Here is a 14474-nt window from a genome sequence, read left to right on the forward strand (position 1 = left end):
AGCTCCTTTTTTTGTGCCTAAAATTTGTGTTTGAAAATAAAACAAATATATAAACCTATTGAATTATATTGTAAAACTCCTATTTCATAGCTTATCAAGCATCGTTGTATTTACCCACTCATTAGCCCAGCTTAAATCTAGTAGCTAGACTCGCATTTTGAAGCAGCTTTGGTATATACTATGCGCGTAGGTAAAAAGGTTTATCTACGCTTATTCACATCATTGCCAATTGTAGTACTTAATTGATTTCCAACTGAATACAATTATGTACTGTAATTGGTACTTTGATGACAACTTATTAGAATACATTTAAGGAATATTTTAAGTGCAAGCAATTATTAAAGAATTCAAACTAGGTCAACATACAGTGACTCTAGAAACTGGTGCAATCGCTCGTCAAGCAGACGGCGCTGTACTTGCAAGCATTGGCGACACTTCAGTTTTAGTAACTGTTGTTGGTAAGCGTGAAGCACAACCTGGCCAAGACTTTTTCCCACTAACAGTTAACTACCAAGAGCGTATGTATGCTGCTGGTCGTATCCCAGGTGGTTTCTTAAAGCGTGAAGGTCGTCCTAACGATGGCGAAACACTTATTGCACGTCTTATTGACCGTCCAATTCGTCCACTTTTCCCAAGCGGTTTTGTAAACGAAGTACAAGTTATTGCTACTGTTGTTTCTGTTAACCCTGAAATCCAACCTGATATGGTTGCGATGATTGGTACTTCAGCAGCACTTGCTATCTCTGGTATCCCGTTCAGTGGTCCAATTGGTGCATCTCGCGTTGGTTACATCAACGGCGAATACGTACTTAACCCTACATTAAAAGAGCTTGAAGAAAGCCAACTTGATTTAGTGGTAGCCGGTACTGATAAAGCGGTACTTATGGTTGAATCAGAAGCTAACGTACTTGCAGAAGACGTAATGCTTGGCGCTGTTGTATATGGTCATGAGCAATCTCAAGCGATCATCACTGCAATCGAAGAATTTAAAGCAGAAGCAGGCAAGCCTACTTGGGATTGGACTGCACCAGCTAAAAACGTTGCACTAGAAGATAAAGTTGCAGCAATTGCTGCTGATAAAGTAGGCGCAGCTTACTTAATCACTGATAAAGTAGCGCGTAAAGAAGCACTTGGCGAAGCGAAGGACGAAGTTGTTGCAGTATTAACAGCTGAACTTGCTGAAGGCGAGTCTCTAGACAAGCAAGAAGTTGGTAAAATCTTCGGTTCACTTGAGAAGAAAATCGTTCGCGGCCGTATCGCTGCTGGCGAAAAACGTATCGATGGTCGTGAACCAGATATGATTCGTGCACTGGATGTAATGACTGGCGTATTACCGCGTACTCACGGTTCTGCTATCTTTACTCGTGGCGAAACTCAAGCGTTAGTAACAGCTACACTTGGTACAGAACGTGATTCACAGTTAATCGACGATTTAACTGGTACTCATAAAAACCACTTTATGCTTAACTACAACTTCCCTCCATTCTGTGTAGGTGAAACTGGTTTTGTTGGTTCTCCTAAGCGTCGTGAAATCGGCCATGGTAACCTTGCTAAGCGTGGTATTGCTGCTGTAATGCCAACATTGACTGAATTCCCATATTCAATCCGTGTAGTATCTGAAATCACTGAATCAAACGGTTCATCTTCAATGGCTTCTGTATGTGGTACTTCACTTGCACTTATGAATGCCGGTGTACCAATTAAAGCGTCTGTTGCCGGTATTGCGATGGGTCTAGTTAAAGAAGACGATAAATTCGTTGTTCTTTCTGACATCTTAGGTGATGAAGATCACTTAGGTGACATGGACTTTAAAGTTGCTGGTACAGCTGCAGGTATCACTGCACTTCAAATGGATATCAAAATCGAAGGTATCACTCAAGAAATCATGCAAATTGCGCTTAAACAAGCAAAAGCTGCACGTTTACATATCTTAGAAGTGATGGACGAAGCAATTTCTGCTCCTTCTGAAGAGCTATCAATGTTTGCTCCTCGCATATACACAATGAAAATCCCACAGAAGAAAATCGCTGAAGTTATTGGTAAAGGTGGCGCAACTATTCGTCAGCTTACTGAAGAAACTGGTACAACGATTGAAATCGGTGACGACGGTACAATTAAAATTGCCGCTACAGATGGTGAAAGTGCAGCTAATGCAATTAGCCGTATTGAGCAGTTAACAGCTGAACTTGAAGTAGGTACTATCTACGAAGGTAAAGTTGTACGTATTGTTGATTTCGGTGCGTTTGTAAACATTCTTCCTGGTAAAGATGGTCTAGTACATATTTCTCAAATTAGTACTGAGCGCGTTAATAACGTGGCTGATCACCTTTCTGAAGGTCAAGAAGTTAAAGTTAAAGTACTAGAAGTAGATCGCCAAGGCCGTGTACGTCTAAGTATTAAAGAAGCAATGGAATCAGCAGCACCTGCAGCTGACGCGCCAACTGACGCGTAATTGTTAACTTATTAATCTAGTTATATTAGCTAGATGATAAAAAAGGGGCTGTCTAGCCCCTTTTTTTATGCTTTAATGAAACCTTATTGGACAAGGCCTGTCTTATATTAATCACGATATATCTTGGTATTAAGGATTTTAATGATACTCAAACATTTAGCTTTGGCATCTTTTGCTATTTTGTCTTTAAGCGCTTGCCAAACTACAACAGAATCAGAACCAACCCCGATTGTTAATGTGCCATTTACTGCACCTTTAGCCTCTGACTTTAGAAGTGAAATTGCTATTGCACGCTACTCAGAGTTATTGAATAGGGCTGACTTAAGCGAAGAGCAACAAGCTAAGCTTTATTACGACCGTGGTGTACTTTTCGATAGTTTAGGTATGACCACTCTTTCGCGTATTGATTTTAACCGCGCAGTAAAACTTAAGCCTGATTTAGCTGAAGTGTATAATTTTTTAGGTATTCAACATACGCTTATGCAGCAGTACGAAAAAGCCTATGAGTTTTTCGATTCAGCTCTTGAGCTTGATGAAGAGCATGAATACGCCTATTTAAACCGAGGAATCGCACTGTATTACGGCGATAGAGCTGGCCTTGCTAAAAATGACTTTAACGAGTTTTTAGCCCGTTCTCCTAAAGATCCATACCGTGTTTTATGGGTTTATTTAGCCCAGGCACACGAGGATAAAGTAATCGCACTTGATGCACTTAAACAAAATGCGACTGCGCTTGATGATTCACAATGGGCGTATCAGTTAATTTCTCTTTATACGGGCGATATGAGTGAACATGCATTTTTATCAGGCATTAGTGATGGTGTTAGAACTGAGCAAGAATATGCGCAGCGTTTATGTGAAGCTTATTTTTACTTAGCCAAAATGCATCAAGCAGCGGGTGAGCTGTATTTAGCATCAGACTATTTTAGGCTTGCGCTAGCAACCAATGTACATGAGTTTATTGAGTACAAATATGCGCGTTTAGAACTTGAGTTGATGGAAGGTGTTGACGCAAGTTAAGCGTTTTAAATTAATAGGTGTATTACTATGTTGTTTGTTAATTACAGGCTCGAGTAATCACCTTGGCGCTATTGGCTTTTGGCATGTTTTAAATACAAAAGCCAATGTTCTACAAAGTTATTGGAATTCACCAGCTTACTTTTCTGACCACCTAGAGCAGTTACCAAAGACCTCTTTAGCTATACTCGCTCGCAGTAAAATTTCATCAGCACAATATATGTATTCTCTTAAGCTTATTAAAAGCAGTCAGAGTGATACTGCAAAACAATTTTGGCTCTCCGCTATAAATGACTTAACAATTCCAGAGCGTAAAATATTAGCAACAAAGTTACTTGAGCAATCACGTTGGAGCGATTTAGAGTTACTCGCTAGTAAAAACAAATTACCAGCAGGGGATGTGCTAAATCATCTAAAACTTCAGTTAAAAACACCACAGAGTAAAATATCTACCGTGTTTATCCACGATCTCGGTTTTTCATCTTTAAGAAATATAAGCAAACCTAATAAGCAATGTATGTTTAACGTGCTGACTATGAGCGATCATCGTAGTGGCTTATATAAACTTACAGAGTTTATTAATGCTTATAATAAACAACCAGAGCCCCGTGAAAATGTTTTTTGTTTTTCAAAACCAATCTACGTTGCGGGTATGCTTGAGTGCAAAAGTAGTACTAGTCAAATAGCAAAGTGTGACTGGCAATTATCTAAACTTAATAACCAGCTTCCTAACAATTATGATTTTATAGTGATGATGCCAAAAGGCGGAACGGCTAATGTCACTAAGGGAACAATGCTAATAAACTCAAAAGCAAAATACAGTGTGTTTTTGCATGAGCTGATGCATTTTAACGGTTTTGAAGATGAATACGCTTTGCCTAAAACTAAGCAAGCATGGTTGTGTGCAAAAACAGGTTTTGTTGCACCTAATTTATTTATTTCTCATGGTGAGTCGCCGCCAACAGGTTGGCATAAAGCAAAGAGTTGCCAGGTAGGAGGTATTGCTTATAAACCTAGTGAAAATTGGTCTATTATGCAATATCAGCAGTTAGGGCTCTCAGCGCAGTATAGACAACTTTGGTTGAAACATTTAGATATGACCAATGGTAACTTTCATCGTCACCCTGGCGCGCTTACATTTGCAAATAAGGCCATATTAAATTAACAATTATCAGTATTAATTAATTGTTTTTTTAGGCTTAATAAATTGTTAGTTCTTGTTTAAAAAACACCCATACAGAACCGCTTTTTATAGACAAAATCAGTGTTTTTCAGTATAACTATAGTCATTAATGTCGTTTAAAAACAGGCAGTAAAAGCATCACTTAGTATTAAAAAGAGATGCCCTGATAAACTTATGATAATAAAAGGCCCTACATTATGACTTTGCTCTGGATACCCTTGTTATCCTTAATTGGCAGTGTTATTTCTGCATGCACAGGTAAGTTATCCCGCAATTTAAGCACTAGTTTAACGGCTCTTGCGCCTTTGACGGCTTTGGGGATTACTCTATACCATGCACCTGCCGTTTTAGCGGGCGAAACCATTCGTTATTCTTTAGCTTGGATCCCGTCAATAGGACTCGATTTGTCTCTGCGGTTAGACGGCCTCAGTTTATTGTTCATGTTTATGATTTTAGGCATAGGCTTGCTCGTTATCCTCTACACCCGTTACTACCTAAGCGCTAATGACTCAATGGCTAAGCTATATAGTTACTTAATGCTATTTATGACTGCAATGCTTGGTATTGTTATGTCTAACAACGTCATTCAACTGTGGTTGTTTTGGGAATTAACGAGCATCAGCTCATTTTTATTAATTAGTTTTTGGTGGCATAAATCAGAAGCGCGAAAAGGCGCACGTATGGCGCTTGCTGTAACAGGCGCGGGCGGCTTAGCGTTACTTGCTGGATTGATGCTATTAGGTGATATTGTTGGTAGTTACGACCTAGATGTTATTCTAGCGAGTAAAGCAATAATTCAATCTCATGATTTATACGAAGTAGCATTGGTATTGGTGCTACTGGGTGCGTTTACTAAATCGGCACAATTTCCATTTCACTTTTGGCTTCCTCATGCAATGGCAGCGCCTACGCCAGTAAGCGCGTATTTACATTCTGCGACGATGGTAAAAGCCGGTATATTTTTGTTAGCACGTTTTCATCCTGCTTTGGCAGGCACCGATACGTGGTTCTTGCTCGTTGGGTTAACGGGTTTAGCTACGCTGTTGTTTGGTGCTTATATAGCACTATTTAAACACGACTTAAAAGGCTTGTTAGCCTATTCAACAATAAGCCATTTGGGTTTAATAACGCTATTACTCGGACTTGATACTGAGCTTGCGACTGTTGCTGCTATTTTTCATATAATTAACCATGCAACGTTTAAAGCGTCGTTATTTATGGCCGTTGGTATTATTGATCACGAAACGGGCACGCGCGATATGCGTAAATTAAATGGTATGTGGCGATACTTACCATACACTGCAACGCTTGCGATGGTCGCGGCGGCTGCAATGGCAGGAGTCCCTTTACTAAATGGCTTCTTGTCTAAAGAAATGTTTTTTGCAGAAACGCTGCATCAGCAAGTGCTTGGTTCTATGTCGTGGTTAATTCCAGTACTGGCAACTGTTGCAGGTGCATTAGCTGTTGCGTACTCAGCACGCTTTATTCATGACGTGTTTTTTAATGGTGAACCAATTGATTTACCTCGTACGCCGCATGAGCCACCGCGCTATATGCGTGTACCAATAGAAATACTTGTTGTGATTTGTTTGTTAGTGGGTATGTTCCCGCACTTTACAATTGATGGCATTTTATCTGCGGCGTCTTTAGCTGTACTTGGAAAAGAAATGCCAGTGTACGAATTGGCTATCTGGCATGGGTTTAACTTGCCTCTACTAATGAGTGCGATGGCGATTGCTGGTGGCTTATTTATTTATATTAATCGTAAATATCTATTTCAATTTCAAGCATCATTACCACCTCTAAACGCTAAAAAAACGTTTGAACGTGTGATATTAAGCGTTATTGCTTGGTGTCAGTCAAAGGTAAGCAGTATCGAAAATGGATCGCTACAGCGCTACCTTGTAATTATGCTAGCAGTAGTATTACTGTGTGCGGGTTGGCCATTATTTGAAATGCAACAACTTGCCGGTAGCATGCCACTTACGCCTGTTGATGTGCACAATGCAATTGGTGCAGGCTTATTGATTATTGGTGCTCTTGCTACCGTTATTTGGCATCGCTCTCGAATGGTGTCGCTATTAATGCTCTCAATTGTAGGATTAATGGTGTCGGTTGTATTTACACGCTTTTCTGCTCCAGATTTAGCGCTTACGCAGCTAACTGTTGAGGTTGTTACTATTATTTTACTTATGCTGGCATTGTTTTTCTTGCCTCAGCATACGCCAAAAGAATCAAGTTCATTACGCGTACTTCGAGACTTAGCAATAGCCTCTACGTTAGGTGTAGTGATAGCGAGTATTTGTTATGCATTACTTACACGCCCGCTAGATTCAATCTCAGACTTCTTTATTGCTAACGCTAAAATTGGTGGCGGTGGTACTAACGTAGTTAACGTTATTTTAGTCGACTTTAGGGGCTTTGATACGCTTGGTGAAATTACCGTATTAGGCATTGCCGCATTAGGTATATTTAAAGTACTTTCTCGAATCCCATTATTTATGCCAGCGAGCGACAGCGAAGGGCGCCCATGGGCACGAGAGCGCCATCCAATATTACTGGCGAGTATTTCACAAAGTTTATTACCGCTTGCGTTATTAGTTTCTGCATATATTTTCTTACGTGGGCATAACTTACCTGGTGGTGGCTTTATTGCTGGGTTAGTAACGTCAATCGCGTTTATTTTGCAATACATGGCGCATGGTACAGCATGGATAAACGAACGCTTTGATGTTAATTATCGCAAAATTATAGCCTCAGGCATTGGTATTTCTTTGTTTACAGGTGTGGGTAGTTGGTTCTTCGATAAGCCATTTTTAACAACTTGGTTTGACTACTTTGATATTCCGTTTGTCGGTAAAACAGAGCTTGCCAGCGCGATTGCATTTGACCTAGGTGTTTACTTAACTGTTGTAGGCGCTACGTTAATGATTTTAGCAAGCTTAGGTAATATGACAGCAGATACCCAGAAAAAAGAGGTAAATATTTAATGGAATTATTGTACGCATCTTGCGTTGGAGTATTGGTCAGTTGCGGTGTGTTTTTACTGCTGAGAGCTCGTACATTCCCTGTAGTACTTGGGCTTACTATGATTTCATACGCTGTTAATCTATTTTTGTTTTCAGCAGGTCGCCTTACTATTAATAAAGCGGTAGTACTTGGTACTGGCACAGAATACGCCGATCCTCTACCTCAAGCATTAGTACTAACTGCAATAGTGATTGGTTTTGCGATGACCGCATTTGTGGTTATTTTGGCAATACGTGGGCGCGCCGATTTAGGTAGTGACCATGTTGATGGTTATGTGCCTAACACCTCTGCAGATAATAAGGAGCAAAAATGATCCAACATTTAGCTTCGCTACCTATTTTATTACCTATGTTGACGGCAGTTATTTTATTGCTGCCGCCATGTGGTAAAAGCGTCAAAATTCGCCGCTTAGTTTCAATTGTAATGGCAATAGCTACTTTTGCCATTAGTGCGCTTTTACTTGTACATATTAATAATACAGGTATTAATGTTTACGCTATTGGTAGTTGGTCTGCACCATTTGGGATAGTCTTAGTCGCTGACATGTTATCTACCTTATTGGTTACGTTAACTTCACTTTTAGGTTTGGGCGCTATTTTATATGGTAGTGCTGGCGATGATGAAAAGGGCAGCTTTTATCATCCACTTGTTCATTTTTTAATATTGGGTGTAAATGGCGCGTTTTTAACTGGCGATTTATTTAACCTATTTGTATTTTTTGAAGTGTTACTGATTGCATCATATGCACTGTTAATGCACGCAGGTGATAAACAAAACACTCGTGCGGCACTGCAATATGTAATATTAAATTTAGTTGGCTCAAGCGTATTTTTAATCGGTTTGGGTATTTTGTACGGTGTACTTGGTACGCTTAATATTGCAGATATGGCGCAAAAAGTATCACAGCTTTCGGGCGATGATGTATACCTAGCAAAAGCAGGTGGTTTATTACTATTAATTGTATTTGCTTTAAAGGCCGCACTATTACCTCTGCATTTATGGCTTCCAAATACGTATTCAAGCGCTAAACCTGTGGTTGCTGCATTGTTTGCGATTATGACCAAAGTAGGCGTTTACGCCATGCTTCGTGTTTACACGGTGATATTTGGCGAACAAGCAGGAGCGCTTGAACATATGGCGCAGCCTTGGCTTTGGGGCTTAGCAATTGCCACCATTATAGTGGGTGCCATTGGCGTTATGGCAGCGCAAGACTTACGTAAACTCACCTCTAACTTAGTATTAGTATCGGTAGGTACGTTGGTTGCGCTAATTGCATTGCAAAATGTAAATGCCACTGCTGCACTTTTATATTATTTAGTGCATTCAACACTTGTTAGTGCCGCACTGTTTTTACTAGCAGACTTAGTTTCAATCCAGCGCGGTAAAGTTGGTGATAGGCTAGTAGCGGGTCGCTCTGTTAAACAACCATTTTTATTAGGTGTGTGCTTTATTGTTGCGGCTTTAACTGTAGTTGGTATGCCGCCACTATCAGGTTTTGTAGGTAAAATTTGGATACTTAAAGCCACATTAAATAGTGAGCAAGCTTTACTATTTTGGCCTGTATATTTAGTAACAAGCTTCGCGTTGTTGGTAGCGCTTTCGCGTGCTGGCACGACCTTGTTTTGGGAGCATAAAAGTAAAAATAGCGAAAACGCAGATTGTGCAAATGCACACCCGTTGCAGGTAATTGTAATTATAGGTTTACTTGCGTGTTCGCCATTGCTCGTTATTTTTGGCGGACCAATAAGTGAATACATGCTAGGTGCTGCTACTCAGTTACATGATATAAGCGGCGGTATTAATGCTGTACTTAAAGGAGGCATGTGATGAGATTACAAGCCCGTTTTCGTTGGTTACCAACGCCATTTCGTAGCTTATTTTTGTTTATGGTTTGGCTATTGTTAAATAATAGCGTGTCGGTAGGGCACTTAGTATTAGCGACTATTTTTGCAATACTTATCCCGATATTAAGTTTTTCGCTTCGCGAGCCTCAGCCACTAATTTTAAAGCCGGGCTTGGCTCTTAAGCAGTTGCTTATTGTGCTGTACGATATTGTCGTAGCAAATTTACAAGTGGCTTTACTTATACTTGGGCCATCTAAAAATTTGCGTCCGGCATTTATAAAAGTACCGATAGATTTAACTCATGATATGCCAATTACCATATTGGCCAGTAGTGTATCGCTTACACCCGGTACAGTGAGTGCAGAGGTTTACCCAATTGCTGAATCGTTACCTGAGGGTGAAGAGCCAACACAACGCTACTTATTAATACATGTGCTTGACCTTAAAGATGAAGAAGCACTTATCAAACAAATAAAACAACGCTACGAAGCTCCACTAAAGGAGATATTTCAATGTTAGACACCGTATTACTCATTGTTTTTTCGATGATTGGCTTATCATTATTGCTTAATTTATGGCGATTGATCATTGGTCCATCAGTGCCTGATCGTGTTTTAGCGCTCGATACAATGTACATTAACGTCATTGCACTGATTATTTTATATAGCATTAGTATGGATACAGGGCTTTATTTTGAAGCTGCACTGCTTATTGCCATGCTAGGTTTCATAAGTACAGTTGCAGTGTGTAAGTATTTACTACGTGGCGATATAATTGAATAAGGTGAAAACATGATCAGCGAATGGGTTGTATCAATATTATTGTTATTTGGTGGTACGTTTATTTTAATTGGCTCAATAGGCTTAGTTAAACTACCTGACTTTTTTATGCGTTTGCATGGGCCAACTAAAGCAACAACGTTGGGCATGGCAAGTATGCTAATTGCAGCTATGGTTTATTTTGCAAATTCAGGGCATGGCCTAAGTGTTAAAGAAATACTCATTACTATATTTTTACTAATTACGGCACCGATTAGTGGTTACATGTTAATAAAGTCAGCTATTCATCATAAGCTAAAAGCCAAAGAAGGCACTAAAGGCCTAGATAATGTAGAAGACGATTAACATAAAAATATATTTATAAAAGGCCGAATAAATTAATTTTATTCGGCCTTTTTAGTGACTGCTTGTACCCTTTACAAGACTAATTAATAATGTAACTATAAAACGATTATTTATATGAAAGGATATTATTATGGGTAAGGTACTACTTTTATCATTACTGATTTTTTCTAGTAGTTTGTATGCTGAACAAAATACTAAGCAGCAAAAAATAGATGAACTTATTAGTGTAATGAATTTAGATTCAATGGTTGACTCTATGTACGGCCAGGTTGAAGGCATGATGAAAGGCATGTCAGACCAAATGGGCGTTAAGCCTTCTGAACAGGCAATTTTTGATAAATACTACAGCGACATGACGACGGTATTAAAAACCGAAATGAGCTGGGCCAAAATGCAGCCGATGATGATTAGCGTGTACGACAAACATTTTAGTGAGCAAGAAATTGCCGATATGTTAGCGTTTTATAAAACAGATACAGGGCAAAAAATACTTGAAAAAATGCCTGTTGTGATGCAAGAGTCTATGCAAATGTCACAAAGCTTAATGAAAGATGCTATGCCTAAAATACAAACTTTAGCGCAGCAACTAAGCGACGAATTAGAGCAAAGCCGTAGCGAATCAAACTAGGGCAGCGCATGTTTGGTATTTATGCTGCGTTATCGCCTATTTATGGGGAATAACCACACTACATAGGCTCTGCCTTGCCTAAAGACCAAACAGTCTGCTGTAAATTAAACCACCAATGATCAACACGCCCTTAGATTAATACGCGCCTTACTTAGGCGCTTCTCTCCTAAATTACCCCCCTCCAGATAATACACGGCCGATATCAGCTTAAGTTAATTATGTTTGTGTCACTATACCAATAACCAACAATACTTAATCAATTTGAGGGATTAAATTCGGCGTTAACTGTGTTAAACATTTTGATATACGACTGCATGGATGCAGAGGCAATTAGTGATAACAACTAAATAACGAAACCTTTGCCTTGTTATCAACACGATTTTCTTGTCTTAAATAGGTTACTTAATTAAGCGAATTGGTATTATTTTATTAGTTTTAAAATAGTCATTGACCTATGTGTTGCACCTAGGTTTATTATGAAGCTACTGAAACACGACGGAGCTAAATTATGTATGTTAAACAACTCGCCAAGTTAATGGGCGTGACTGCCGATACTGTTCGTCATTACACACGTGTTGGGTTACTTAACCCAATACGCAGTGAAGAAAATGGCTATCAAGAGTATACAAAGCAAGACCAGCAGCGTTTAAAGTTTATTATTAGCTCTCGTCAACTTGGTTTTTCACTCAAAGATATTCAACACATTATAGGCGAGTCAGAGCTGGGGAATTGTCCTTGTCCGTTAACGCGTAAACTCATTACTAAACGCCTAGAAGAAACCGAAGCACTATTTCAAGAAACTTTAAAATTACGAAACAGAATGCATGCAGCTCTGGCGCAATGGGATACATCAGCCGATGGTGCAAATGCCAGTGACGTGTGTAGTTTAATAGAATCATTTGTTGATCCAATAAACGATTCTGCAAATAAGGAGCAGCGTAATGACGACTAATACAAAAGACACCGCGCAAAACTTTATTATTGAAGGTGCTAATTGCGGCAGTTGTGTGGCTAAAATTGAAAAAGCCCTTAATAGCGTGCAAGGTGCGCAAAATGTAGAAATGAACTTTGCTGAGCGTACAGTACGTGTAGAAGGTAAAGCTTGCGAAAGCACGCTTATTAAAGCAGTCGAAAACATTGGTTATTCAGCTAAGCCAATGAGTAACGAGTCTGATCAAGATGCACTTGATGAAAAAGCAAAGTCGGACGAGGCACATTACAAAAAGCTAATGCGTAATATGATATTAGCGTTAGGGGTCGGTGCACCGTTAATGATATACGGGCTTATTTTTGACATGAGTGTGACCACCGACACACAACGAATAGCATGGTTTTTAGTGGGTATAGTCACGCTTGTGGTTATGGCTATATCAGGTAAACAATTTTACAACGGTGCATGGCAGGCATTCAAAAACCATGCTGCCAATATGGATACATTAATAGCGCTTGGTACAGGTACTGCGTGGTTGTATTCAATGTTTGTGGTAATAGCACCAAACTTATTACCGGAAGTTGCAAGACACGTATATTTTGAAGCATCATCGATGATCATCGGTTTAATTAGTTTAGGGCTCGCTTTTGAAGTAAAAGCACGTGGGCGCACCTCACAAGCAATTAAACGCTTAATTGGCCTGCAACCAAAAACTGCACGCGTAATTCGCGATGGGCAAGAGCAAGACATCGACATTAGTGATGTGGTAAAAAATGATGAAGTACGCGTACGCCCGGGTGAAAAAATCCCTGTGGATGGCGATGTTATTGAAGGCAGCAGTACGGTTGATGAGTCAATGCTTACTGGTGAGCCAATGGCTGTAAGCAAAAAAACGGGCGACAAAGTCGTTGCCGGAAGTATTAATAAAAGTGGCACTTTATTATTTAAAGCCACGCACATTGGTAGCGAAACCACACTGGCTAATATTATCAATATGGTAAAACGTGCACAAAACTCTAAGCCATCAATAGGGCGCTTAGCTGATGTTATATCAGGAATATTTGTACCAACAGTCATGATTATTGCAGTACTTGCGGGTCTTGCATGGTTAAACTTTGGACCTGAGCCATCAATTGCTTATGCCGTTGTTGCAATAACCACTGTACTTATTATTGCGTGTCCTTGTGCGCTAGGACTCGCAACCCCTATGTCGGTTATGGTGGGTATTGGTAAAGCTGCAGAGTCAGGAATATTAATTCGAAATGGTGAGTCGCTGCAAACAACATCTAAAATCACCACCATGATTTTAGATAAAACAGGCACTATTACTCAAGGTACACCGCAAGTTACCGATGTAGTTACGTTTAATAACAGTGATGAAAATACAGTAATGCAACGTGTTGCAAGCCTTGAAAGTAGCTCAGAGCATCCACTGGCAGAAGCAATTACGGCACACGCTAAAAAGCAGGGCTTAGCTTTAAGTAAAGTAGCCGACTTTAACGCAATTACAGGTAAAGGTGTAACTGGCAGTGTTGACGGGCAAACATTGTTGTTTGGTAATAAAGCGCTAATGGATAAATACGATGTAGCCGTTGATGATGCAACCGAGCAAGCTCAAACACTTGCCGGTGATGCTAAAACGCCCATGTATTTTGCAAGTAATAATAAGCTCCACGCTATTATTGCAGTAGCAGATCCTATTAAAGAGGATTCAGTTGAAGCTATTAAACGCCTGCAAGATAAAGGTATCCACCTAGTTATGCTAACAGGTGACAACAAAGCCACTGCACAAGCCGTTGCTAAGCAAGTTGGTATTGATGACTTTATTGCAGAAGTAATGCCCGATGACAAAGTAAACGAAGTAACAAAGCGCCAAGCAAACGGTGAAATAGTGGGTATGACAGGTGACGGTATTAACGATGCCCCCGCACTTGCGCAAGCCGATGTAGGGTTTGCAATTGGCACAGGTACCGATGTTGCAATAGAAAGTGCAGACATTACCTTAATGCGTGGTTCGTTACATGGTCTTGCTGATGCAATTGCAGTGAGTAATGCAACTATTTCAAATATTAAACAGAACCTATTTGGTGCCTTTATTTATAACGTGGCGGGTATTCCGATTGCAGCCGGCGTGTTGTATCCATTTTTTGGAATACTACTTAACCCTGTTGTTGCAGGTGCAGCTATGGCACTTTCATCGCTTACAGTGGTAAGTAACGCTAATCGCTTACGTTTTTTCAAACCAAATAAATCGTAATTTAAGCT

At 39.8% G+C, this 14474-nt stretch carries 12 protein-coding genes; all 12 read left to right on the plus strand.

What is annotated here, in order from left to right; genetic code table 11:
- Window positions 1–325 precede the first annotated feature (325 nt).
- Window positions 326–2452 carry a polyribonucleotide nucleotidyltransferase gene (gene pnp, locus AAEY62_RS07580; RefSeq protein WP_024591623.1) on the plus strand — a complete coding sequence of 709 codons (2127 nt, stop codon included), beginning with the start codon at window positions 326–328 and terminating at the stop codon, window positions 2450–2452.
- A 141-nt stretch (window positions 2453–2593) separates the two neighbouring features.
- On the plus strand, window positions 2594–3472 hold the full coding sequence (nlpI, locus tag AAEY62_RS07585; RefSeq protein WP_282114008.1) for a lipoprotein NlpI: 879 nt from the start codon (window positions 2594–2596) through the stop codon (window positions 3470–3472).
- Window positions 3459–4634: a hypothetical protein gene (locus AAEY62_RS07590; protein ID WP_350634753.1), complete on the plus strand. Its 1176-nt coding sequence runs from the start codon at window positions 3459–3461 to the stop codon at window positions 4632–4634. The genes nlpI and AAEY62_RS07590 overlap by 14 nt, the downstream gene beginning before the upstream one ends.
- 215 nt (window positions 4635–4849) lie before the next feature.
- Window positions 4850–7642 carry a monovalent cation/H+ antiporter subunit A gene (locus AAEY62_RS07595; protein ID WP_033012429.1) on the plus strand — a complete coding sequence of 931 codons (2793 nt, stop codon included), beginning with the start codon at window positions 4850–4852 and terminating at the stop codon, window positions 7640–7642.
- Window positions 7642–7995 (plus strand): Na+/H+ antiporter subunit C, encoded by a 354-nt coding sequence (locus AAEY62_RS07600; protein WP_010554685.1) that lies wholly within the window; start codon window positions 7642–7644, stop codon window positions 7993–7995. The genes AAEY62_RS07595 and AAEY62_RS07600 overlap by 1 nt, the downstream gene beginning before the upstream one ends.
- Window positions 7992–9509 carry a monovalent cation/H+ antiporter subunit D gene (locus AAEY62_RS07605; protein WP_350634754.1) on the plus strand — a complete coding sequence of 506 codons (1518 nt, stop codon included), beginning with the start codon at window positions 7992–7994 and terminating at the stop codon, window positions 9507–9509. The genes AAEY62_RS07600 and AAEY62_RS07605 overlap by 4 nt, the downstream gene beginning before the upstream one ends.
- Window positions 9509–10045, plus strand: a complete 537-nt coding sequence (locus AAEY62_RS07610) for a Na+/H+ antiporter subunit E (RefSeq protein WP_007585523.1) — start codon at window positions 9509–9511, stop codon at window positions 10043–10045. The genes AAEY62_RS07605 and AAEY62_RS07610 overlap by 1 nt, the downstream gene beginning before the upstream one ends.
- A complete protein-coding gene (locus AAEY62_RS07615; protein ID WP_007378493.1) occupies window positions 10039–10308 on the plus strand; it encodes a K+/H+ antiporter subunit F in 270 nt (89 codons plus the stop codon). Before AAEY62_RS07610 ends, AAEY62_RS07615 begins: the two co-directional genes overlap by 7 nt.
- Before the next feature lie 9 nt (window positions 10309–10317).
- Window positions 10318–10650 carry a Na+/H+ antiporter subunit G gene (locus AAEY62_RS07620; RefSeq protein WP_007585525.1) on the plus strand — a complete coding sequence of 111 codons (333 nt, stop codon included), beginning with the start codon at window positions 10318–10320 and terminating at the stop codon, window positions 10648–10650.
- 130 nt (window positions 10651–10780) lie between these two features.
- Window positions 10781–11278: a DUF2059 domain-containing protein gene (locus tag AAEY62_RS07625; protein ID WP_010554687.1), complete on the plus strand. Its 498-nt coding sequence runs from the start codon at window positions 10781–10783 to the stop codon at window positions 11276–11278.
- 508 nt (window positions 11279–11786) lie between these two features.
- Window positions 11787–12230 (plus strand): MerR family transcriptional regulator, encoded by a 444-nt coding sequence (locus tag AAEY62_RS07630; protein WP_165728931.1) that lies wholly within the window; start codon window positions 11787–11789, stop codon window positions 12228–12230.
- Entirely contained in the window at window positions 12220–14466 is a 2247-nt protein-coding gene (locus tag AAEY62_RS07635; protein WP_350634755.1) for a heavy metal translocating P-type ATPase, read from the plus strand. The genes AAEY62_RS07630 and AAEY62_RS07635 overlap by 11 nt, the downstream gene beginning before the upstream one ends.
- Window positions 14467–14474: the final 8 nt, after the last annotated feature.

The sequence above is a fragment of the Pseudoalteromonas sp. GW168-MNA-CIBAN-0100 genome, from assembly GCF_040309225.1.
Taxonomy (GTDB): domain Bacteria; phylum Pseudomonadota; class Gammaproteobacteria; order Enterobacterales; family Alteromonadaceae; genus Pseudoalteromonas; species Pseudoalteromonas arctica.

Bases quoted from the DNA above. Each gene is read 5' to 3' on its own strand.
- AAEY62_RS07595 (WP_033012429.1), top strand. From the start codon at position 4,850: ATGACTTTGCTCTGGATACCCTTGTTATCCTTAATTGGCAGTGTTATT.
- AAEY62_RS07610 (WP_007585523.1), top strand. From the start codon at position 9,509: ATGAGATTACAAGCCCGTTTTCGTTGGTTACCAACGCCATTTCGTAGC.
- nlpI (WP_282114008.1), top strand. From the start codon at position 2,594: ATGATACTCAAACATTTAGCTTTGGCATCTTTTGCTATTTTGTCTTTA.
- AAEY62_RS07605 (WP_350634754.1), top strand. From the start codon at position 7,992: ATGATCCAACATTTAGCTTCGCTACCTATTTTATTACCTATGTTGACG.
- AAEY62_RS07615 (WP_007378493.1), top strand. From the start codon at position 10,039: ATGTTAGACACCGTATTACTCATTGTTTTTTCGATGATTGGCTTATCA.
- AAEY62_RS07620 (WP_007585525.1), top strand. From the start codon at position 10,318: ATGATCAGCGAATGGGTTGTATCAATATTATTGTTATTTGGTGGTACG.
- AAEY62_RS07635 (WP_350634755.1), top strand. From the start codon at position 12,220: ATGACGACTAATACAAAAGACACCGCGCAAAACTTTATTATTGAAGGT.
- AAEY62_RS07600 (WP_010554685.1), top strand. From the start codon at position 7,642: ATGGAATTATTGTACGCATCTTGCGTTGGAGTATTGGTCAGTTGCGGT.
- AAEY62_RS07630 (WP_165728931.1), top strand. From the start codon at position 11,787: ATGTATGTTAAACAACTCGCCAAGTTAATGGGCGTGACTGCCGATACT.
- AAEY62_RS07625 (WP_010554687.1), top strand. From the start codon at position 10,781: ATGGGTAAGGTACTACTTTTATCATTACTGATTTTTTCTAGTAGTTTG.